This is a genomic window from Rheinheimera sp. UJ63, from assembly GCF_021568285.1.
In the GTDB taxonomy this organism is placed as follows: domain Bacteria; phylum Pseudomonadota; class Gammaproteobacteria; order Enterobacterales; family Alteromonadaceae; genus Alishewanella; species Alishewanella maricola.
The window spans coordinates 72,048-93,798 of the sequence record NZ_JAKGTQ010000006.1 but is presented as its reverse complement, the minus strand read 5'-3'; the positions used below and the strand labels follow the sequence as shown (position 1 = coordinate 93,798).

The following is a 21,751-nucleotide window of genomic DNA, read 5'->3' as shown; positions in this document are numbered from 1 at the left end:
AATTTTGAAGATGAATACCCGAGTGCGCCCGGATAAATTATCTATTAAGTCAGCTACTTATCTTCATGGAAGAAAGGTATGGTAAAGGATCAAGTTTGTTATTAGCTACAAAGGCTTCTAATCTTTCAACACATGACCCACACTTGCCGCAAGCCTTTTCTAAACCTTTGTAGCAAGTCCATGTTTTTCCATAGTCTAGGCCCATCGATAAACCTTCTTGTAGGATGGTGGTTTTATCAGCATTTAAATATGGAGCTATAATCTCTATAGGCTCAAAGTTTGATACCTTTGCTGCTTGCCCCATAACTTTAACAAATTCTGGGCGGCAGTCTGGATATATAACATGATCACCAGAGTGTGCTCCGTACCAGACCTGAGTAGCATCTATATCGATTGCAAAACCAATAGCCAATGATAGCAAGATCATGTTGCGGTTAGGGACAACAGTTGACTTCATATTTTCCGCTTGGTAATGGCCTTCAGGAACGGGAATTTCGCTGGAAACAAGTGATGAACTGGTAAACAGGGAACTGATGCTTGTAATATCAAGAACTTTATGTTTAACCGCTAACTCATCGGTAACTTGCTTTGCGCACACGAGTTCTTTACTGTGTTTTTGGCCATAGTTAAACGACAGCGCAAAAACTTCATGACCACCTTTCAGCGCTTTGTGTAACACTGTAAACGAGTCCATTCCACCAGAGTAAACTACAACTATTCTCGCCATTTCTATCTCCAAACCTCATTTCTGTACTTGCGAAGTAAGAAATTAGTCAGCGTTTGAAGATCTTTTGAAATGTTCTGCAGTTCGTTCCATTTCACTTTGTGATCGGTACCAAAGTCCCAATAGCCATTAGTCCATTTACAATATGGCTTTAATAACTCTAGATCTTGTTTGAATTTTTCAGTGGAAACCATATCTTCGTGGTCTTCTGAATGATAGCGATCAAAGATTGCGTCCATAAGGTGACCCATTGAAAAAATTCCTGCACCATGAGTTAATCTAGACTCTTTAGGATTAACATTCCATGCTTCAGGGAATACTTGGCTAACTGCTGACCAATAATTACACATTAATTGGAACATTGCTTCTATGTCACCTTCACCATTGTTAGCGTCGCGAAAACGATAGAGCGCCCCCTCAGTTAAGCTACTTTCAATTAATTTAAGAATAGAATTATCCTTGATTTTTCCATTAGGATTTGTTGCAGTTTTTATCATTCGATACATTGGCGAATCAGGGTGATAATTAAGTTCGTCAAGTAACTTAGCAGGGAAACGTTTCCTCTGAAGTGGCCTTGCTAGTTTTGTGTCAGTGAATGGAAGTAACTCATAGATCAAACCTTTAGGAAGTGGCTTTGTTGAGTTAACCAAAATAAATTGCTCGCGTTGCTCTTGTGTATCATTCGTTATGAAAGCTGAGATTGGCATTTGGAACTCTCCACAATTAGCCTCTCGCAATGCTGCTGCACGTTGCTGGCCATCGACTACCCAGCCGGGCTTTTTGTTATCACCATCAATCAAAGGAATATGTATTTCACCAAACGTGCCGTCTTCAGATAGCGGCTTAAAGACCACTCTATCATCAAATGCAATAACAATTGCATTAGGAATCATTGGATTTTCGGACTCTAAATAGCGCTTTATTTCATTGATATGAGATGAAACTTCGGGTCTTTGATATCCAGCTAAGTGATTTTCTTCCCTTTTTACTCGTGATATTGCTGCAACACTATGGATATCCTTACCTTTAAGAGCAAAACTATAAAGCTCACGATTAGGACCTTGCATGATTTTCAGCGCGGGTATTTTTAACATTGTCATAATTTATTCCGATATTTTAGAGAGTTCTTTTTGTATGGTGTTATATGCGTTAAAAAGATTATGAAAACCACGTCTTCTATTTCGTGCAGCACCACGCTTTAACATCACATGAATCCCAATTTCTTTGCAAATATTACAAGGACAACTCACCCAAGGTTTATCCGTTAGAACTTTATTCATTAGCCCTCTTCTGGTTTTTGTATGGGCATCTTTTAAATAAAGCTTTTCATATTCACATAGAGCATCTAAGACTGTTTCCTTCGATACATATCCTTGATCGAATTGAATGATTAAATCCAGACATATTCGTTCAAGCTTAATGGCTAAATCTTGGTCTATTGCCCCACTAGCTATTAATTTTCGCATTGTGTTGTTTCCATCAACTTGTGGTATGGCAATGGAAGTATATTTATGTTCGGGTAGGTGATAGTTAAATTTGTCGTCTTTTAATCCCTGCATAAGAGGCGAGGTAGAGTCAAAACTAGTTACTCCAAAAGAGTAGAATTGCGAGATATGTTCTAAACGATTAATTCCCAACAAATGTAATTGAGTTGTCGGTTTTCTAACCTCTGCGACTTTGGCAAGAATCTCAAGAATATCCTTCGTTTTAAGCGGGATCATGCCACCTAATGCAATTTTATTGTATCCCATTGCCTGAAGTTGAATAACAGATTCACTAAACGAGTTAGGATTCCATCCGTGAGCGACTCCATATGGGTTGAATGGTTCAGACTTTGAGATTTTTAGGAATTTTGACGCATTTTCCAAATTCAGTTCAGTTCGTCTTAAACATTCTATAAGACGCTCGCCTACTATTTTGGAAGATTTAACATCCGCATTTTCATAGTCGAAAATAATGTGATCCATAGCAATGCCGTGAGTAAAACCAGAGTTTGTATAAAACTCTACTACAGCTTCTACTGAATATGGTGGCTCGAACTCTTTCACGTAACTGAAAGCACCACAATCACCAATTGTTTCGTAACTTTTTGGAAGTCTGAAAAATTTGTAAATTCCCTCACGGAAAAAGCGCTGTCTTTGAGCTACTGAATAGCGACCCTTCACCCCGCTCAACCCTTCTACAATGGCTTTAGATACAAGAACTCCATCGTAAACAGGAGCATCAAATATTTCATGGGCGTATTTATCGTCACGCTGGATAACGCGAAACTCATTATTAGTTTCGTTGATAAAGTCAAAAGTAGGATCAACAAAATCATGGCTGTCAGGAAAGAAAAATTTAACTTTTTTCACGGATTAAAACTCGAGTTTCGATATATAATTTGAATAAGGTTGAAAACCTTTTTTGCTCACAGGACATACCTTCTTTTCTTAATGCTTTTAATGCAGATGTAGGTGAGGTAAGGGAGGAATGTGGTAATTTAGATATTGCACACATGACCTGTGAATCTGTAAGCTTATTAGCTTTTTTACGGAAAATATTTTGTGTTGAAAGTTCTAGTTCTTTATATACCTCAATCATTTTTCTTAGCGGCTTTTTAGATTTGATTGATGCTTGTATGAGATATCTGGCCAGCCTAATATTTAAAGATACCATAGAGCCTTTTATTTCTTCGGATTTTGAAAATTTCTCCTTAGAGATTAAAATGTATGGGAATAATTCTGTATTAATGTTGTTTTTACTTGTTATTATTAAAAAGTTTTCTTTATTAAACAAACCTTCTTTGACTAAATCTACAAGATCATTTTCAATCGCTACCAAATATCGTTCGCTCGCACAAAAAATGAATATCTGTCCATGATTATCTTCGACAAAGTTTCGAAAGGCGTTTTTATTTCCATGCAGAAGTGCCCACCAATTTTTAGTTGGTTCTTCAGTGGTGGTATTTAATGTTATGTTGCCTACGAAGTTGGAGTTGGGCTTGTTAAATGTGGCATCGTAAGGCCGTGTCAATTTTGTATGATGAGAGAAACCTAAGCCTGCTGAAATCACCCATAGTGTGACTTTTTCGATTGTATTGATATTTTTAGCTATAGACCAATGGTCACCTTTGTATAAATCAATTATTGGCAACATCTCATGAGGATTACTGCTTAATGTATCAAGCCATTCTTTTGCCGTGCCGCAACCCTTGGAAAAGGTATCAGCTAAACCAACAACTCGACCAACAGAAGTCTTTTTGGCACTCACGCAACTTGTCACCAAATTAACATGCATTCTACTTCCCCTTATAAGAGACACCGCATGTGCAAGTTTCATTTAATTCTACCTCACATAATTGAGGAATTATTGGTTTTACTTTTTTCCAAATCCACATAGCGATCACTTCAGCTGTGGGATTTTCTAATCCTTTGATTTCATTAAGATAGCGATGGTCTAATTGGTCAAGTATTGGTTTGAACTTGACTTTAACCTCACTGAAGTCTATGAACCATCCCTTTAAAGGGTCGATGTTGTCTTTGAAATGAAGCTTAACTACATATGAGTGTCCGTGAAGTCGCCCACACTTATGTCCCTCTGGAACATTAGGCAATAAGTGCGCAGCCTCAAACGTAAATTCTTTATAAATTTTTATAGTCATGGTTTTTTCTCTAAATCTATATGTCAATAATAACCCAGTTCAGTTCAGACAGCTAGTGGAGTTATTGAGTTTTGATGTCGTTTTAGCTTGGTGATGAGTCTAAACCAAGGTGGTTGGACGAATCTTGCATTCTGATGTATATTAGTTGAAGTGTTAAATTACTGAATCAGAGATTTAAATTTTGATGGTACACAGAAAAAAAGAAGAAGAGTTAACACATAGTCTCCAGCGTATTGTTGAGGTTTTATCGAATAACAAACATGGCTGCAAGCAGGAAGCCATTAACATTGCTCTTGATGTTCTCGGCAATGTTGTTGAACATAACTCTTTAAGAGAATATCTTAATTCTACAAAAGAAGATTACCACCATTCATAACTCAAAACACTTACGAAACCTTCAGTTGATCAATTTCTACCTCTTAGACAACTTTCCTTAAATTAAAAAATTTAAAAGTTACTTCAAATTTTTTACACAGGTTAAAGCAGTATTCTTGTAATAAATTGATTGGTTATCATACTTGAGGTTTCCTTCTCTAAGTACTCACTTACCAATTAATACTTATCACTCCTTAGGTTAGCATATCCGAATAGTCTTTGCGGTGTGCACTTAGGATTGTTCTGATATCATTTAGTATGTAGTCTAACTTAAAGATCTACTGTTTCTACATTTATTTATATTTCAAGATAATCATTATTGAGTGCTATATTAACTCTTTTTTTTAAACATCATCCACATAAGGATCACTGAAATAAGATGAACGGTTAAAGTGTAGAAGAAATTCGTTAAAATGGGAATATGTACATAAAAATCAGCACCTTGAATGCCCCCCACTCAAGCTCCTTGAATTTATAGTTAAATAAATCCTAAAATTTATTAATACAACTTGCATTTATGCAGTCTATTTATAAAGAAGGGGATCGTACCACATTAACTAATAACTAAACTTACCGCCCATTTTTTCTCGCCATTTCTGCAGCAGCTGAGTTCTTAGCACGTATTTTTCTTGAATACAGAAGCGGCATTGCTTGATCTCGCCAGCCTCCAGCCAACTGAATTTTTTCGATGGAAATTTCTGCTTTTACCATGTCTAAAACAGCACCAACCCTAGCAGAGTGGCCTGATAGACTGACATTAGCGGCTTTAAAGGCACTAACTATCACTTCATAGCTAACCGGAGGGGATTCTTCATGCGCTATATAGGGTTTTATTGTTCCCGCTGAGGTCAATGCACGTACCAGGTAATCCTCGTTTGATAGCCCAGTTCTTTCTTTCCACTGCTCTATCAACTCCATTGTTGTTTTACTGATATACCTATATGCACCAATTGCTTCACGGTCTGATTTAGTTCTTTCAACGAACACAGTACCAGTTCCATCTTTTTCTCTATCGATATGACTCAGTTTGATCATCCTCATTTCACTAGCCCTGCATAACGAATCATAAGCGAGGTTAACTATCATGGCATTTCTGAGTGACATAAGATTACTCGCATCAATTTTACTGAGGTGTTCAATCAACATATCAGCAGTTAGTGGCTCCGCTTGCCCAGCTGGTTGAGCCACACTTTTTATCGTTAAGCTTATATTCTTCTTTAGTTCATGACTTGTTAAAAGTGGGTTAGGGCAACCGAAATAGCTAAATAATACCTTTAAATGATGCAAACGCCGCCTAATTGTCTTTATTTTGTATTTTTTACTAAGGTAGTCTACATAGGCCAACATGGTTTCAATCATGACATCTTCATCATCTGGTACAGCTATCAGTCCTATTGCCGCGTTCTCTTTTATAAATCGTTGGTAGCAGTTCCAGTCTGACTTCATCGCCTTTTGAGAGTTTATGGGCATTCTGGCAAATATGGTTTTTAAAAACCTAGCGAATTGATGGTTTGCGCGATCTACATTGCCATGAGTAACCAAGCTCTCACTTTTTAGGTTTTTTGCAGGAATGAAGTCACTTTGCATCACAAATCTCAATTAAGACATAAAACGGATAAACAATACCTTAAATTCGTGATAATGCAACAAAACAAGATAAGCCTTATTATTTTGTTATGTTATAAAAACACAAAATCAGGCAAGCAAAGAATTACCTGTAATCATTTACTATATTGCATGAATAGTCACTAGCTACGGAGTAAATCGGAAACAAAAAAGCATTACAGGTAATTAATTTGATCTGTAATTTTTGCTAATGCGAACGCAACCAAAAAGAATTACCTGTAACACTTTTTGTGTTGCGTATATTTATGAGTTGGAGTAGTATTTTTGAAAGATAAAAAAGAATTACAGGTAATTATTAAATGATTAAAGTAAGAGCGTCAAAAGTGGATAAAACACTGTGGCCAGCATTTGTATCACAGCAGAAACAATTTGAATCCATGCCAATAACCTTTTTTAAAGACGCATCATATCCTTTGCCTTATGTGTCCGGTGAAGACTTTGCATCCGACATGGCAGTTTTATCTGAATACCTCACCGCTGAAGCGCTTTCTAAAATTGTGACTCGGTACCGAACCTTTAAAACCCGTTCAAAAAGTAATGTAACAACCATTACCCTAAATAACAAAACAATCCAAAGGTTGAAGCAATTTGCATATTCAAACGGGTATGAATTCGATACCTACGATGGCCTGATTGAGTTGCTAATTGATCCCGAGGATAGAAAAGAAGCTGAAACCCTTGTCGAAGATCCAACATCAGCATTAACGCTTGATCAATCATTTAACATTTCAAGGGCAAAATTAAAACTTCGCAGACATACTTGGTCAACTATTGTGAACTACATAGACTACGCTTATCGCGCTGGTTGGTTAGCATGTAAGCATTTATCGGGTAAGAATAGAACTCAGAATGTATTAGATGAGCAAGCAGAACACTTCATGTTTGAGGTTCAAACAGGCATAAAATCTAAAAAAAACTAGTTATATTTTAGACAGATATAAACGTCTAACTACCATCACAGTTATTTAAAAACGGCAGTAAAAATGTAGTATTACTTAAAAGAATATTCAAAGACCCATCTCAACAAACGTATTACGACTATTGATTGCAAACAAACACGGTGACGATAGCTAAAAAGTAGTTTGTGGATCGATCTGAAATAAGAACTCGTAAGTTGCCTCAATAATCTTTTTATTTTTTCACCAAAAAGGCAGAAATCACTACAGTTTTCTGTACTGGAGTATATCAAAGTAGTCCAGACTAAAATTAACTACACTGGTAAACTTATCCTCTTCAACGGCGAGCATAAGCTTCTTACTTGTCATCCTTGTACTGAAATTCAGGTATGCAAGCATGTTCGGACAATCACCACGGTTTCAGTTTGTGTAAGAGAGCCATCTAGCGTATACAAACCTTATTTCTAATACACATATTCAACTTAATTATGAATATCCAAGCTTAAAAGAGTGCTTACAGCTTATTTCAGATCCAATTAATCATTACACTTACTTATTTACCTATTACTCAAACGTTTAAACGTTCCCTACGACATAGCCTTGGCTAATATTTAAGCTTAATAATAATACTCATATCTTCAAATTTAGATTTTCATCAAAGACAACTGTCGCTTTAAATGAACGTCTTAGAAATGACGTTTAGAAAATGTTCTAAACTGAAATCAAACCTTATTTCTAAGACGGTTTAGTCATCCTTATACCTTATTTATAAGACAGCGAGAGATTTTTATACCTTATTTCCAAGACGGCAGGATCAGAAATACAACTTTTAAAGCTTATTTTTGATCCAGTTCAGATTTATTTCTTAGTTTTAAGCTTATTTCTAATACATTGTATAAAAATCAGTTGATTTCATCAGTTCTTAAGGTAGGCTAGAGTGAATTTGTATTAGAACTAAGGTTAGTTTCAATCAGGGACTTCAAAATATGAGTAAGAAACAGGTTGAGATAAACGAGTTAGATTTTTTGCACAATGACTTTCTTACTGAAGTTAAAGGTGATCAACCTGTCAGCAGTTCTATGTTTGACAAGATCTTTATCATGGGCAACCGTGTGCCAAAAGAATTAATAAGCAGCATATTGTCATCTCCAGAGAAAATAGAACAAATGTTGCTTGCTAACTCACCACTTATCCAAACGCAAATTTTGAAACCTTATTGGAAAGGCAAAGATGCAAAATTTAATAGCATAGATGTCGATATATATGGGGCGGTTTGTCTTGCAGATGATCGGCATTTGCTTGATGTCATAATAGCGCACGGGAGTATGATAAACGATGCGTCTAAATATACATTAAGGCAGGTAGCTGAGGGCTGTAAACTTAAAGATGTGAAGTGGGAATATGTAAGGCAGGATGCTATAGATAGACCACTAATAAACCGTGGCGTCTTTTTTCATATTACATTTAATGAAATTTGCAAAGGTATGGGGATCGCCCCGCAAAAACAAAATAGATTCAAAATTTTAGAACGCTTACAAAGACTTTCTATCATGCATTTAGCTTTAACCCCAGTGAAAGAGGGAGTGCCTTTGCATGAATATAAAACCGCATTTTCTCTTGTTGATAAAGATTATTATGCTTTGCTAGACGTATCTAAAATTAGAAATGGTTCGTTTACGGAAGAGACCCACACTGATTTGATAGTGAGTATTTCTGAATATTACTTAAAAAGTCTAAAAAATGACGGGATAATCAGCAGAAAACGTCTTAAAAACCATTATGTCAGTTTGGTTGGGAAAAACTCGATCGAAGATTTTTATAAGTTTTTAGATAGCCACAAGCGAGATTTTATCCATGGACAAACATTGTCATTTTTATTAGAAAAATACTTTAACAATAAAATGACAACGTTTGGCATAAACCTTCGATTTAAGAAAAAACAACTTTTTGATCAAGTTGTACAAGACAAAGATAAACTACTGACGCATTTCAATTTTATTCTAACACCCGTCGATGAGCATAAATCTGATCATAAGCTTTTATATACAGAGAAACTTAAAGAAACAGAAGGTCTTAAGGCTTAGTCATGTCACTCATAAGAACAAACATAGATAATCTCAATTCTATAAGCAAATCCCAGAACAAAAATTATATTTTAAAAGGCCTTTCTAAGAAACGTATTGGATTTATTCTATCTGCTCCAGACGTAGGTAAAGGTTACTTATGTTTATCAATCGCCTATGAGTTAGCAAGCGATGTTCCATTTCTTAAATTAAAAGGCAGTCCAGGTTATTTTAAAACCCTGTACTGGCCAATTGAGGATGGTGTGGATGAAGTTGCAAAGCGTATGTTAGGACACATGCAATCAATGCCTGCTGAAGTTGTCAATAGAATTACTGAGAACGTCATGCTCTGGGATAGTCATCATCCACTTTGCACTTTACGTAATGGCTTGGAAATAGAAGGGAGCGAGCGAGCGCGAAATGAATTGATTAAAGCATGCCAAGGGGTTGATTTACTTATTATTGATACACTTCGTGAAGCAGCCGGTAATGCTGACGAGGTAGATGATGACCAAACTGTTAAAAGAATTCTACAAGATATAGCAATCCAAGCTGATGTTGCTATTCTCGTTGTTCATCATTTAACTAAGGCTGCTATTAGGGGTAATGAAAAAATTAGTAATGTAAGTGGCTCTGGTTTTTCAACCACTCAAGCAAACAGCCGAATGCATTTATATCTTGACCGTGTTGAAGGCAAGGTTAGGGGAGATTCAAAAACCACTCTTTCACATATTAAAGCTAATTATATTTCAAAAAATGACCGTTTACTCCAGCATAAACTGCAATGGAATGAAGATTCTCTACTTTTTGATGCTTTAAACACTGACCTTTATGCTGTAAGCAATCAAGTAAAATCTATCGAACCATCTTTATCTAATGTAGAGCAACTACCTGATGTTCCGTCACTCCAGGCTATTTTGGCGAATAAGCAAGAAATCGTTGAAGATGAACCTAAGGAAATTACTCTTAGCTCATTGATATTTAGTCAAAGCTCAATTGATAAAAAAGCGTTGCAACAGAAACAAGATGAAATAGTTACAGAAGAAGATAAAGAACAATTAAGGCTGTGGCATGAGCGTAAAAAAAGAGATCAGAAGTAAGTTTAAAAACTAACCAAAGGATCGCTAATAAGCCTTAATTTTAGACGGCTAGATCAGAAATAAGCTTTAATGTATTAGAAATAAGCTTTAAGAGATCGTCATTAAGCTTATTCCTGATCTTTAGATCGAATATAAGCCTCAAATCTTCCTATATAACTATATAACCATATAGTAAGGATCATGAATTACAACCAAAGCTGATGCTTTGGTCGTCAACCTAAAAGCTTTAACGCTCGCTACAAGCGACCATTAAAGCTTTTAGGTTTAAGTTAAAGTCCTGCTGTCACACTCAACGACTAAATACACTACATCCTAAACAAGTAAAAAAATTAATTATTCTTAATTTTCCATATTTAAGGTATTTTACTTTATTAACGAATTTTAACTTTACGTAATTACTAGTTGTTAATGCAGATAACGGCTAATTTAAACATGCTTCTTTTTGTGAGTAGGTTTGTAAATATCCCTTTTTGCCATTTTTTATCTTCTTAGAAAACACTACTAATTTGGTCCTTGCCATTTGTTAATGGATTTTGTTTAATAACTACATAAGTTATGTAAATAATGATTTTATCTGTGCAGTTTTTTCATTTTATTAGTGCAATATGTATGTGTGATATAAATAACTAGTTGTATTGAAACGGTTTCATATTTACACATTCAAGCTTACATCGGCGTTGGTTTTTGTCGAATATCAAGTTCAAGGGAAACAATTAATGGAATATACACTTGTGATAACAGTTTCGTATAAAGGATTAATCAAAGAGGTAAATGAACTTATAAAACAAGGGTGGGTTCCTTAAGGAGGGATTATGGAGGATAAAAATGGTAGGTGTTTACAAGCAATGATAAAAACTTAAATTATCATTAGTGCTTTTTTATGAGTACCGAGGCCCAACAAGGACCAGAATAAAGCCACCGTTTGTTGCTCTCTAACGCTATGTTAATTATTTATAGATTGGAATTACTATGAGATTAGAAAAAGAAATCAAAGTTTTAGAAGCTTTAGCAAAGGGAGTAGATCCAATTACAGGTGAATTTTTTGATAATCAATCTCCATATAATCAGCCGGAGGTAATTAGAGCATTATTTACTATTTTAGCTGAGTTGAAAAACCCAGTAAAAAAAATGAAATCACTAAAGAAAACAATAGAAGAAAAACAAGCTGAAAATATTAAAAATGGTTTACCTAAAAATGCAGGGCTTCCATGGACTACTGATGAGAAAGAACAACTTGTTCATAAATATAAGTCAGAATTGTCGATAGACGAATTATCAGTAATACATGGCAGAACTAAGGTAGCTATTGTTGCTGAGTTAAAAAAACAAGGTTTAATCGAAGATTAGCTGTTTATAAGAGGTCTATGCTCAGTCACTTCTACTATTAGCGTACAGTAAGCAAACTTGCCATAAATTATTGCATATGTCTATTGGGCCCGAAAGTCTCATGGTAGTTGCTTCGTCTCCTTCATTGATAGCTTTAGTACATATATTTTTTTTAGCTATTTATTGCCATATTTAGGAAAGTTGCGGTAGATTAACTTGATATTAAACTATGTGCATTAATTGAAAGGGACTTGAAAAATGCGTATTTTCAAAAAAATGATTATGGCTGGATTAGTTAGTGTATTGGTCGTTAGTTGCGCTAGCACTGATAGTTCTAAAGGTACAAACGGTTATCCAGTATTAAAGATATTATCGAGCAAACCTTATGTGTGGGATGACTCTATTTCAGAAGCGCTAAATGTTGCTCGAATGGCTCAACCCGCCGGCGTTGGCAACGGTATGAAAGACTTTGCTGATGGTACTGAAGCGAACACTGGGCGGATCGGCGGTGGTACACGCATATTAGATGCAGGTTTAGGCTTACTTAGCCAAGGTGTTTTTGGTGTTATCTCTATGGAAGCACTAAATTCTGGTGTGAATCGTAAAGTTGATTGGAAACCATCAATTGTTGATTTTGTACCTGTAAAGTCAATAGACGAGTTAAATAGATTTTCTTCCATTCAAAAAATTCTTAGTGAAAAAATTAAAGATTCATTAGCAGCAGAATATCCAGATCTCATTTGGCATGGTGCATATACTTTAAATGACAAAAGAAGATCTCATTTATTTAACACAGACTTTCTGTTTTTCGATAAAAAAGCTTGTGATGAATCTTATAAATTTTCATTAAGCGATAAAATTAATGCGAATTCTGGCTTTAATAAAATACCACAAGGCACTTTTTTTGAGGATACCAGTAGTATTGAGGAATATTGCGAACTGGGTGGCTTAATCTCTATTGCTGGTAAAACAGTGATTGACGGGGATGAGTACTATATTATTATTTTTAAAGTTGAATTTGGGCATTATTTTAACGAAGCTTTATCAAAGCATTATGATGGATACCTCATAATGCCAGATTATTTTAACTTTGTAGCCATTGATAAACCTGTGCGTATTAATGTAAATAGGGAATATGCTTCAGTATTTAAAAAAGGCAAAGAACTTCTTTTTCAGAGATAATAATGCCCCGCTTTGCGGGGCTTTTTGTTTACTCACCAAGTGGGTTGATGCCCATATTACATAAAAGTGGCCTGGGCGTTACGAAGGAATCATGATTGTTAATAATATTTTTATCTGTTTTTCGCTTTCCATGACACGAGCTTGCGATTTATAAATATAGCCATCGACTCTGACTCAAAATGGCATAGTCCTCCTCTAAATCTACAGGCTATGATTACCACCGCCGATTTAGGCGGGGGGAAAATGTCAAATTTCCAATTGTGATTCATGTAATTAAGCGAAGTGAGTTTTTTGCATCAAGGTAAACTGCGATGAAGACTTTTTCTACCCACAATGTTAGTACATCATACCTATATAATTCCTGCTAAACCCTGGCGCAAAGCGCCAGGTCTGAGCTTCGAATGTGGTGAGTTGATTACTGGAATGTTAGTGTAAAAAATTAATGGCAAATAAGAGCAATGTGCCAACTGTACTCTGGTCTCTTGGAATTTTGACTTGGGTTTGGATGTTGTTAATTTTCGAATGTTTAATATGGTATGATGTACTAACTTTGGTCTACAATATTTAAAAATTTTTGATATTGCGGCTGGATCGTAACCAGTAACCGTTGCGTTCAATAGGGTATCGCTAAAGATTAATAAGAGCACACTATGTCCGATTCACACATCACACCGAAAAAACACCCGTTAGTTGACGATGGCGAATTTGCCGCAAGAGTACAACTCTCCTTTGCCGATATTCGAAGCGAACTGACCTTGTTTGAAAATGAACTGAATGACCATAGCTCCCTAATCCGTGCCGAGGTCTTCCGCTTACCTCCGTTTCACGATGACGATATTGGCGAGTGGCCAGAACATATCTCCGTGGATACCATCACCGGTGATGACGCCTACCAAATTGCCATGGCACACTTAAAAAGTATGGATCTGGAGCATGACCACTCCAATCGTATTATTCCGCGGTTGCCCGGCATCATCTGCGTTTCGCATCCGGATCCGCTATCAATGCTAGCGAGATTAGCCACCATCAATAAGAAGAAAGCGGACTTTCACCAAATGGTGCTAAGTAGCCACTCCAACCGTGATGTACGCTTTGAAGCGTTACTGCGCTCGATGCCCAACGTTGTTAAACTTAAAGCGTTTCGAGGTACCTTGTTTGCTAATCGCGCACTTTACTCCGTGGGTTTCACTTGGAAGAATAGGCGTGCCAGTAAACACCTCACTAAAAAGCAACTGCTAGATATGCTTGATAAAACCATCAGCTATTACGAAAAACGTTTCCCACTGTCTGAAAAAGGCGAAGCAGTTCACGAAGAGAAAAGGGTGATCAGCCAATATCCGGCAACCAGCCGCTTTTTAATGACTCGCCCACTTCGTGTCGCGCCAGCCATGAACTTGCGCTACATAAAAGATGCGCCACTCTATCTGGGGCCTGATCTCAAAGCGCCTGTAGACATGATTGCCCACTCACCTTTATTCGTTTTTAATCAAAATGTGAAGTGCCATCCACTCAAACCGTTTCTCGCCGATGAAGCGCCTAAACCTAAAGTGATTGACCGTCCTTTAGTGATTAAACGATTAAGTGTCTACTTTGATCCGATAGCATCAGCAAAATGATAACTGAGCCGAAGTCACACTAGTCTCAGTTATATAATTGACGGCCTATAGCCGAGATAAATTCTACCTCCACCGAGCTAGAAACAGAGCAGCCGAAATTGCTCGCCTTAAACGTCAATGTGCCGAACAGGCAGAGGATTTAGCTATCCTAAAAAAGACGGTACCTACTTCGCAAAAAAACAAAAATAGCTCGGTTTGAGTTTATTTTTGAGCATCAAAATTCGTTCTCGTTAATCAGAATGGTAGCTGTACTTCAGGTATCGCGTAGAGGGTATTATGCCCAATGTGAAAGCGGCCAGACGCAAGTGTTTAACTTACAAGAATGTTGTCCTGTTATTGTTTAACTATCATGCCGATTGATCTTACCTCCTCCCGCACGCATAAAAACAAATAGCTAACAATAAGTCGCTTAAATGAACAAGTGTGCAATTGTATCCATGATATAGCGTTTATAAGCTGCAAAGGTGGTCTCGTGATTAGAGCAAGGAAATGAATTGTTGGTGTTCAGTAATGGTAACTTCGGATTATCCAAGATTGGGATAACCTAAACTTAGGAAGACATTAATTGAACAAAATTGTAAACATGGGTGAAGAGTGTATGGGAAAAGTCTCGACATCGCGTTTACCTAAGCATATTCGGTCTGAGCTTCGCGCCAGTCACGCTGGCGAGTTTGGGGCAGTTTGGATTTATCGCGGTATTCTGTGCGCAAATTTCATTCGTCGAGACGCGCAGATAAAATCATTTGCTTTGCAGCACTTGGCCACGGAAAAGTCCCATCTGGCAGGTTTTGAAGCTAATATCCAAAGATATCGCGGTAGTTTGTTACTGTTTTTCTGGGGGGTAGCGGGCTTTGTTACGGGTGCTCTGCCAACGCTCTTGGGAAGAAACTGGATGTTTTATACTATTTTTTGCGTTGAGTCATTTGTAGATGAACATTATCGCGAGCAGCTTAAATTATTTGATCATGAATGCAATTCATTCGTTAGGGGATTTTCTCAGCAGATGGCGGCGTTTCATGCTGATGAAACAAAGCACCGAGATGAAGCTCTGCACGCAATGACAGAACAAGCAAGTAAAGCAATGCGTTGTTGGGGCCGTTTAATTGCCTACGGTTCTCAATGCGCAGTGACAGCAGCCAGACTTATTTAAGCCTAATCATGGGTAAAGTATCGCGTGAAAGAGCATCAAAGGCTTGTGGTATGTGTGAGTCGATGACTCATAGCGTGTTATACCGAGTGAAGGCCATGCAAAGTCAGTCTTGGATCTTGGTCTGCAAACAGTGTCAAGAGCGGCTGAAGCAAACCAGTGGAGATTATCAATACGGCGGTACGTGGAAGCAAAAGAAGCGGAATTGATACAAATGCTGAAAAACAAAATCATCAATCATACTCGCGAGCAATGGATAGACCAGTACCTCTATCTAACCCAGATTGTTATGCCCAAAGCAGCACTTATTAAACGACACGATTGGCCTATCAAGCACGACCACTGCTTTCAAAGAGTTGTGCTTGATAATGTATGCAACGGTGCTTGGTATGACTACATTAAGCAACCTGCATATAGACATTTAACTGAAACGCAGGCACAGGCTGCCGTCAAGCTATGTGAAAACATTCTTGCAGGTGAAATAGATTTACATTGCTTAAATAAACGGTCTTTAAGATGGAGACAAAAGCAAAGCAGTTTTGCCTTTTAGTGATGAGAACGACGAGAATATGAGTAAAAGAACCTCCCCTAGGGATGCTAAGCGCGTGATCACAGCCGACGATGTGGACGACATTGTTTCAGACAAACGCAGCAACTGGCGAGCAAGCGCTGCAAAAGCACGACGCCGGCAGAGACGTTACAAGCGTCTGCTTACGCAAGAATTATTACTAGATGCACAAGCCGACTTATCTAAAACCTAAGCAAGTTTTAATGTCATGCAGTGATGCATTTTTGCACAATCGTTATTAGGCGTAGCTCTAGCATCGCAAACAAGGAAGCGAGTCAGCAGAATTGATACTTCTTATGCAGAACATAAATCGAATCGGCTATGTGTAATACAAACTCAGCACACCACACATCACCTGCGTTAGCGGTGTCAATCTTTTCTATCCAAATTAACTATTTTACAATGAAAAACGAAATTACTTGGCACATTACCAACACTTCTGGATACCATCGCTTACAAGAGGAATAATGAAAATGAGCTGTACGGTCTGTTACTCTGTGCTCTGTTGCCAATTACTGCTGCGGAAATTAGCTTGAATATTACTACTTATGTCAATTACGAAAAGTATCAGCAGGCTAACACGCAGCTGATGACGCAACACCCGCAGGGCGTGCCGGTGGTATTTATGGGCGATTCAATCACCGAGTTTTGGCCATACCAACGGCCGGCGTTTTTTGCGCAAAATTACTTTATCTGTCGTGGTATCCGCGGCCAGGTTAGCCACCAGATGTTGCTGCGGTTTCGGGAAGATGTGCTTAACCTGAAACCGCAGGTGGTAGTGATCCTCGCTGGTACCAATGATATTGCACAAAATAGTGGCGCCATTCATGTACCCCGCATAGCCGACAATATTTTTAGTATGGCCGAATTAGCACGCGCTCAAGGTGCCAGTGTTATTCTGTGCTCGGTATTACCGGCCAGTGATTTTCCATGGCGCAGCGGCCTGCAACCGGTGCAGCGTATTGTTGAGCTTAATCAGCTTATTAAGCAGTACGCAGTGCAACAGCAACTTCCTTATGTAGACTATTATGCAGCCATGAATGATGGCAAAGGTGGTTTGCGGGTACCGGATTTTACCAGTGCTGAAGATCTGGTGCATCCCAACGCCGAGGGTTATGCGGTGATGGAATCGTTAATTGCGCCAATGATTGCAAGTGTGCTAGAAGCTCGCAGTAATGCGTTAGTATAGCCTGAAGAGACAAAATGCTGACGCTCAGGTACTTCATTTGAACAACGCTGCCAGTTGACACTATAAAGTTAAATATTGGCTAAAATAAACCTGAAAGTTACATACTCTATCAAGCATAGTAAATTTTGCTTTTGCTCAAAGCGCTATTCAATGACTCGCAAATTATGAACATTTGTATTGAATTTTTAACCGATTAACTTTAATGCCAGACATTAATACCTTTTCAATTTAAACGCCGCAGACATATTACAGCCAAGGGCGTGACATCGTTTCCAGTCGCGCTTGAATACGGTTAAGTACGACGTGTTTAAGTTCGTCAAAACCTGTCACACTATTAAAGGCCTTGTTCAAATTTTGCGACACCTTTTTTACCAAATAATGGATAAGTTTCTTCGCGACCTTTTGGTTCAGCCCAAGTTGAGCGGCAAACGCAACAAAATCATGCTTAGTATAATAGCCATAATTTTTGTATGAACTAGTACTTTCTGCGTCTCTCACTTCACTTTCCATAAGCCAGATACTGAGCTCAGAGCCATCGTATTCTTTGTATGGCGCTACGGACACCATGTCATATATTTTTGAGAATCCGGTTGCAGTGTCACTATCAAGAGGTCTGACTAGGCTCATGTTCTTCATGTGTAAATCGTTATTCCCCACAAGGTACGCCATGAGTACGTGCAAAAAACCATCTTTAAGTATTTGGGCGTGGTAACCGCAGCTTGCGTGGGCCACTTTTAATGCGTGTTCGTAGGATAAAGCTTCGCTACTTTTGTTTCCTGGCGCAACATCCATGACAGAGGCTAAATCTTCAATGAATCCTATATTTCTGCCGGCGGTGTCTAAATCAAACCGACCTGTCACGTAGGCCAGTTCACCACATGAAAACGGCACAAGGGCATGATCTGCAACATTAAACCCCGTCAACTGACAAAGCCGCATAATAATAAACTCGTTGATTGCTAAATGGGGCAAATCTCTTGGGGATGGTTTTACGATGTATGGACCCATACCAATGCTGGCTGTTAATGTTTTCCTGGTGCCAGGTTTATGAGTAAGAAACATTTTAGGCTGAACCCCTGAAATGGAAGCTCTGCCTAATGATCTCATCGCCACTTCATTAAATTCATGTCTGGCAAAATCGATGGTGAAGCCTTTAAGGTTTTTCTTTGGTAACTCAGCGATATGCGCTGCGTCTTCATCTTTGAGTAAACGCGGGAGCACCTTAATTGGTCCGATTAGCTCTTCGCCATGGGCAAGTAGAAGACCAAATTTATCATCTACGTCAAGTCTCGCTAGCTTCGCCTGATGGCGCTTTACCCACCCCTCGCTCATTAGATTAGTAAAAAATGCAGGAAGGTGGTTCCTGTGTAAGGGGAGCTCAGTAAGAGGGAGGTTAGTACCAATCTTCGCAAGCCCGCTTTTTAAATACTTCGTGTCATAACGAAATTCATATTCGTAACCGGCCAGAACCGAATACTCAGTGATCGTTCCCGCTAAGTGATCATTACAATACACAAAACCAATACGTGCTGGCGCGCTCATTACTTATTACCCTGACGCTTACCAATATAAAGCTGCAAACCAACAGCACCTATTAGATGGTTAAGCTTGCCTACAGATACCGCATCCACTCGCTGTATTGAATTGTAATAGGTTTGCATAGATACGCCAGCAAAAGCGACTAGCTCAGAGATGGAAAGATCACCCTTATGTGTCTCAATGCTAAATTGCACTGTCTCGCTACTCACCGGACGGTAGCTATCTAATGCTGACTGATGCAGTTTTGCCCGAATGTTTTCGTCCAAATGCACCATCAACTGCTGTAGTCGATTGCGTTCTTGAATGAGCTCTTGCAGTGATGCTTCGAGAGTAGGCATATTGTTTACTGACATATTAAGACCTCTAAACTTTATTTATAAAAAATTTTACCTGCATAAATTCATCTTATTTTATTTATAGAACATTTCAATGTTATTTTTTTCTTTTCAGATTAAGTTATTTATTTTTTTGTGAATTTGTTATTTTATAAGGTAGATATTAATTAAACATCTGAATTTGATGACCACTTTAACCTGCGTTTTTAGCTGGAAATGCGAACAATCTTATAGGTGCTCTACCTGCCAACTCAATTGTTAATGAATTTTTGCTAATCAATGTCGACTTTAGCCTGGTTTTTAATCATTCGTATTACTGCTTTTATTATTTTTAGTAACATTCTAGGGCAGTTGTCAATAACGTTAATTTTTGATGTGACACAATTTTGGTTTTTTAGGACGGAGTTTTTCGAGGAAGTAGTCCGACTTTCCTGTTTTATGCTGATCCCTAAACTGGCACGATTTCCCGCTCAAGATTCAGACTTGCTGGCCATTAGTCTGCCCGCCATGAGAGTGTAGGGATCTCCGATAGCACAGATCCGGATCCAGCATTCGAAGAGTTTCTTGTTGCATTTTCAGCGTACCGTTGAGATTAGCATGAATTAACTTGTTCAAATCAACTTCGCGTTTTTCCACTTCAGATACGGTTTAGTTGCTATGGACAATAATGTGTGTGTAGCTTCAGTTTCTCGCTTTTAATGTCAAATCATGCCATGCCATCAAACTTTTTCTCTTGCAGTATCTGAAACAACTCTTCGCCTCTCTGCAATTGAAAGGCTCGAGAGAAGGTATTCGTCATCAAGTCTCAATTAGCCTATTAAGTAAAAAATTTAAGATTTATCTAACTAACTTTTGTAATGGGTTTTCCATTGTTTACTGGGTTAAATGAGAGTCCATAAAGTGAAATGCATCCTATATATATACATATAAAATCTTTTGAATTCAACAACTTATTGACGACTATTGAGGTGTCGTCTAGTATTGATGAAAACTGGATTAATTAAGACAAACTTGCTTAATTCAACTCTTTCATGATTAGGAACTTATGTTAATAGGGAGACTTGGAAATAGCTTAATAAATGAGCTCATATTTAAAAAATTGTGGTTTTCAATAGAGAAATTAGATCAAGAAATAATCGAATTAATTGTTAAAAATTTGGAGTTTTAATGATAAAAAGTATTAAGTGTGTAGAAAATCTTCCCGAGCAAGCTAAAAAGCTTGAACCAATTAATGGCTTCAGCAAAAAAAATAAAGAAAAAATTGAGGTGCGTTGTAAATGCAGATTTGTTTTTGAAACAAGCTGGAATAATTTAACAAATAAATCAATAAAGGAGCACTGCTCTGTTTGTAGGCACGCAAGCGAAATTCAGTCCAAATTTAATCTTCTTAAACTAAAGTTCAAGATAACAGAGTATTATCATGACCCGAAATTAAGCCAAGAGTCCAACCCGGGAAAAACAGGCATTCCAAAACATGGCGCAATTGCAAAAATCTATCATTCCCCTTGTGACCAATTTTTTAAAAAACCAATTAATGATTTAAAACGAATTTATATTCAAAGTAACAAGAGTAATGGTTCCAGATCCTTAAAATGCAAATTTTGTGATGAGAATAAAAAAATTTCTCTTCAGGAAGGAGATGTATTAATTGAGAGAGCAAAAAAAACTTGGGGGGAGGACATTATAATTAATGTTACATCAAAAGGCTTTTACATTGATCTGCCTAGTTTTGAAGGTTTGTACCCCAAAAATGAAATACCTATAGAAGCAATACTTGACTCTAGAATCACCGGTAGATTAAGAGGTGGAATTACAGGCGATATCACTAAAATGAAGTTAATTCAGCTTTTAAAACAAGATGAAGTTCTAATCGAGAATTTAAAAAAAAATCAAAATAAAGCAGAGAGCTTTGGAGCTGAGATTAAATTCATTATCTTCCTTGCAGGAAAAAACAAGTATTTTTTAGGCAGTGGTCAATCAAGCTGTTTTTCAAATAATACAGGTGTTTACATTAAGTACATGAAAATCAACAAAACCTTGTCAAACTGGCAGACAATGAATAGGGCAATTAATAGCAATTTTGGTCGAAATAATATTTGGGCTCATCAGACTATGATACTTTGTGTTCTTAATGAATTGTTTAAGTTAAATGAAAATAAACAACCTGTGATTTGGAGGGAGAATATAAAAGGTTTTTTCTCAAATAATAAAGAGCTAGATATACATGGAAGTAATTTACTAGAGAAACTCGGTGGTATTCAAGTTGAATATCAAGGATATATGACTCATAGGAATGATGAAAAAACAATTTTTCGTGATAAAGAAAAAAGATGCGTATTTCGGTTTGTCCGGCCACCTGTTCCGGTTTCATCCGGCCAGGCGTTTCGGTGTGATCCGGCCAGCATGATCTGACCTTCGTTTA

At 37.5% G+C, this 21,751-nt stretch carries 20 protein-coding genes and 1 pseudogene; 13 read left to right on the top strand and 8 right to left on the bottom strand.

Annotation, left to right across the window (positions count from 1 at the left end; all coding sequences use genetic code 11):
* Positions 1 to 49: 49 nt before the first annotated feature.
* The 5 genes from queC to queD are packed head-to-tail and all read right to left on the bottom strand — an operon-like array spanning position 50 to position 4,367.
* Positions 50 to 727: a 7-cyano-7-deazaguanine synthase QueC gene (gene queC / locus L1N97_RS14680; RefSeq protein ID WP_236130315.1), complete on the bottom strand. Its 678-nt coding sequence runs from the start codon at positions 725 to 727 to the stop codon at positions 50 to 52.
* 2 nt (positions 728 to 729) lie between these two features.
* On the bottom strand, positions 730 to 1,824 hold the full coding sequence (gene dbpB, locus L1N97_RS14675) for a DGQHR domain-containing protein DpdB (RefSeq protein WP_236130314.1): 1,095 nt from the start codon (positions 1,822 to 1,824) through the stop codon (positions 730 to 732).
* Positions 1,825 to 1,827: 3 nt separating this feature from the next.
* On the bottom strand, positions 1,828 to 3,078 hold the full coding sequence (dpdA, locus tag L1N97_RS14670; protein WP_236130313.1) for a tRNA-guanine transglycosylase DpdA: 1,251 nt from the start codon (positions 3,076 to 3,078) through the stop codon (positions 1,828 to 1,830).
* Positions 3,065 to 4,045, bottom strand: a complete 981-nt coding sequence (locus L1N97_RS14665; RefSeq protein WP_236130312.1) for a hypothetical protein — start codon at positions 4,043 to 4,045, stop codon at positions 3,065 to 3,067. The genes dpdA and L1N97_RS14665 overlap by 14 nt, the downstream gene beginning before the upstream one ends.
* Entirely contained in the window at positions 4,005 to 4,367 is a 363-nt protein-coding gene (gene queD / locus L1N97_RS14660) for a 6-carboxytetrahydropterin synthase QueD (protein ID WP_236130311.1), read from the bottom strand. The genes L1N97_RS14665 and queD overlap by 41 nt, the downstream gene beginning before the upstream one ends.
* A 181-nt stretch (positions 4,368 to 4,548) precedes the next feature.
* Here queD and L1N97_RS14655 point away from each other — a divergent pair, with 181 nt between their 5' ends.
* Positions 4,549 to 4,743: a hypothetical protein gene (locus tag L1N97_RS14655; protein WP_236130310.1), complete on the top strand. Its 195-nt coding sequence runs from the start codon at positions 4,549 to 4,551 to the stop codon at positions 4,741 to 4,743.
* Between the two features lie 569 nt (positions 4,744 to 5,312).
* Here the strand turns inward: L1N97_RS14655 and L1N97_RS14650 are convergent.
* Positions 5,313 to 6,329, bottom strand: coding sequence for a tyrosine-type recombinase/integrase (locus L1N97_RS14650; RefSeq protein WP_236130357.1), 1,017 nt, complete (start codon positions 6,327 to 6,329; stop codon positions 5,313 to 5,315).
* A gap of 338 nt (positions 6,330 to 6,667) precedes the next feature.
* Between L1N97_RS14650 and L1N97_RS14645 the strand changes: the two genes are divergently transcribed.
* From L1N97_RS14645 to L1N97_RS14595, 11 genes and pseudogenes are all read left to right on the top strand, one after another.
* Positions 6,668 to 7,288, top strand: coding sequence for a hypothetical protein (locus tag L1N97_RS14645; RefSeq protein ID WP_236130309.1), 621 nt, complete (start codon positions 6,668 to 6,670; stop codon positions 7,286 to 7,288).
* Between the two features lie 962 nt (positions 7,289 to 8,250).
* A complete protein-coding gene (locus L1N97_RS14640; protein WP_229587706.1) occupies positions 8,251 to 9,348 on the top strand; it encodes a hypothetical protein in 1,098 nt (365 codons plus the stop codon).
* Between the two features lie 2 nt (positions 9,349 to 9,350).
* Positions 9,351 to 10,427, top strand: a complete 1,077-nt coding sequence (locus L1N97_RS14635; RefSeq protein WP_229587708.1) for an AAA family ATPase — start codon at positions 9,351 to 9,353, stop codon at positions 10,425 to 10,427.
* Between the two features lie 969 nt (positions 10,428 to 11,396).
* Complete coding sequence (locus L1N97_RS14630) at positions 11,397 to 11,774, top strand: hypothetical protein (protein ID WP_236130308.1); 378 nt, start codon at positions 11,397 to 11,399, stop codon at positions 11,772 to 11,774.
* A gap of 237 nt (positions 11,775 to 12,011) precedes the next feature.
* A complete protein-coding gene (locus tag L1N97_RS14625; RefSeq protein WP_236130307.1) occupies positions 12,012 to 12,935 on the top strand; it encodes a hypothetical protein in 924 nt (307 codons plus the stop codon).
* Between the two features lie 650 nt (positions 12,936 to 13,585).
* A complete protein-coding gene (locus L1N97_RS14620; protein WP_236130306.1) occupies positions 13,586 to 14,551 on the top strand; it encodes a DNA replication terminus site-binding protein in 966 nt (321 codons plus the stop codon).
* Between the two features lie 91 nt (positions 14,552 to 14,642).
* Positions 14,643 to 14,823: pseudogene (locus L1N97_RS17110) on the top strand (IS3 family transposase); the annotation flags it as partial.
* A gap of 293 nt (positions 14,824 to 15,116) precedes the next feature.
* Positions 15,117 to 15,701, top strand: coding sequence for a demethoxyubiquinone hydroxylase family protein (locus L1N97_RS14610; RefSeq protein ID WP_236130305.1), 585 nt, complete (start codon positions 15,117 to 15,119; stop codon positions 15,699 to 15,701).
* Positions 15,702 to 15,882: 181 nt separating this feature from the next.
* Positions 15,883 to 16,248, top strand: coding sequence for a hypothetical protein (locus L1N97_RS14605; protein WP_236130304.1), 366 nt, complete (start codon positions 15,883 to 15,885; stop codon positions 16,246 to 16,248).
* 19 nt (positions 16,249 to 16,267) lie between these two features.
* Positions 16,268 to 16,459: a hypothetical protein gene (locus L1N97_RS14600; RefSeq protein WP_236130303.1), complete on the top strand. Its 192-nt coding sequence runs from the start codon at positions 16,268 to 16,270 to the stop codon at positions 16,457 to 16,459.
* 339 nt (positions 16,460 to 16,798) lie between these two features.
* Positions 16,799 to 17,455 (top strand): GDSL-type esterase/lipase family protein, encoded by a 657-nt coding sequence (locus L1N97_RS14595; RefSeq protein WP_236130302.1) that lies wholly within the window; start codon positions 16,799 to 16,801, stop codon positions 17,453 to 17,455.
* Positions 17,456 to 17,701: 246 nt separating this feature from the next.
* On the opposite strand, the gene L1N97_RS14590 is transcribed toward L1N97_RS14595, so the two are convergent.
* Both L1N97_RS14590 and L1N97_RS14585 read right to left on the bottom strand, forming a co-directional pair.
* Entirely contained in the window at positions 17,702 to 18,997 is a 1,296-nt protein-coding gene (locus L1N97_RS14590) for a type II toxin-antitoxin system HipA family toxin (protein ID WP_236130301.1), read from the bottom strand.
* Positions 18,997 to 19,347, bottom strand: a complete 351-nt coding sequence (locus L1N97_RS14585) for a hypothetical protein (protein WP_236130300.1) — start codon at positions 19,345 to 19,347, stop codon at positions 18,997 to 18,999. Before L1N97_RS14585 ends, L1N97_RS14590 begins: the two co-directional genes overlap by 1 nt.
* Before the next feature lie 1,149 nt (positions 19,348 to 20,496).
* Here L1N97_RS14585 and L1N97_RS14580 point away from each other — a divergent pair.
* The gene (locus L1N97_RS14580) at positions 20,497 to 21,741 is read left to right on the top strand and encodes a hypothetical protein (protein ID WP_236130299.1); all 1,245 of its coding nucleotides are present in this window, start codon (positions 20,497 to 20,499) and stop codon (positions 21,739 to 21,741) included.
* Positions 21,742 to 21,751 lie beyond the last annotated feature (10 nt).